The sequence below is a fragment of the Micromonospora sp. ANENR4 genome (genome assembly GCF_015354395.1).
Lineage (GTDB): Bacteria > Actinomycetota > Actinomycetes > Mycobacteriales > Micromonosporaceae > Micromonospora > Micromonospora aurantiaca.
This window is the reverse complement of sequence record NZ_JADKYQ010000051.1, coordinates 1-581: the sequence shown is the minus strand read 5'-3', so window position 1 is coordinate 581 and position 581 is coordinate 1. Positions and strand designations below refer to the sequence as shown.

The window sequence follows — 581 nt, the reverse complement described above, 5'->3', positions numbered from 1 at the left end:
TGCCAACACCGTCGAGGACTGCTTCAACTGATCGAACCACCACATAACCGGGGAGCCCTCCTCGCGCCGCTGACGGCGTGCGGAGGGCTCCCACCCCCGCCGGCGGCCCGACTGGCCGCGGTGTCCCCCGCCGGGGCGTCCGGACCGCACTGCGCCCGCCCATCCCACCCGCACCCTTATGCGGGTTTTTTTCGTATATGGCCACGAGGCGAAGAAGGTTCTCATACGGTCATCTTCAGCAGCTACAACCGATTTGTAGCGAAGGCCGCCTCGCCAGGGCGAAGCGACCTTGTCAGGTACAAGGAGAGGGCAGAGAGCTCCGATGTCCAACTACCTTCGCAATAACGATGACGCCACCAGCAAGACCATCTCCCCGCTCCGGCGTCGCCGGATGTGGCTCGCCACCGGCGTTGTGGGCCTGACCGGAGCGGTCAGCCTCGCCGGCGTGGCCTACGCGACCACCGGGGCCACCGGCCCGCACCGGCTCGCCGACGTCAAGTGGTCGACCACGCAGCAGCTCAGCGACGACGACCACGGCGACAAGGGCGCCGAGGGCGACTACGGCCGCGACGGCTACGACA

Annotated in this window: 1 pseudogene; it reads left to right on the top strand. The window is 67.8% G+C overall.

From position 1 onward, the window contains the following. Positions 1-322: 322 nt before the first annotated feature. Positions 323-581: pseudogene (locus IRY44_RS30460) on the top strand (hypothetical protein); the annotation flags it as partial.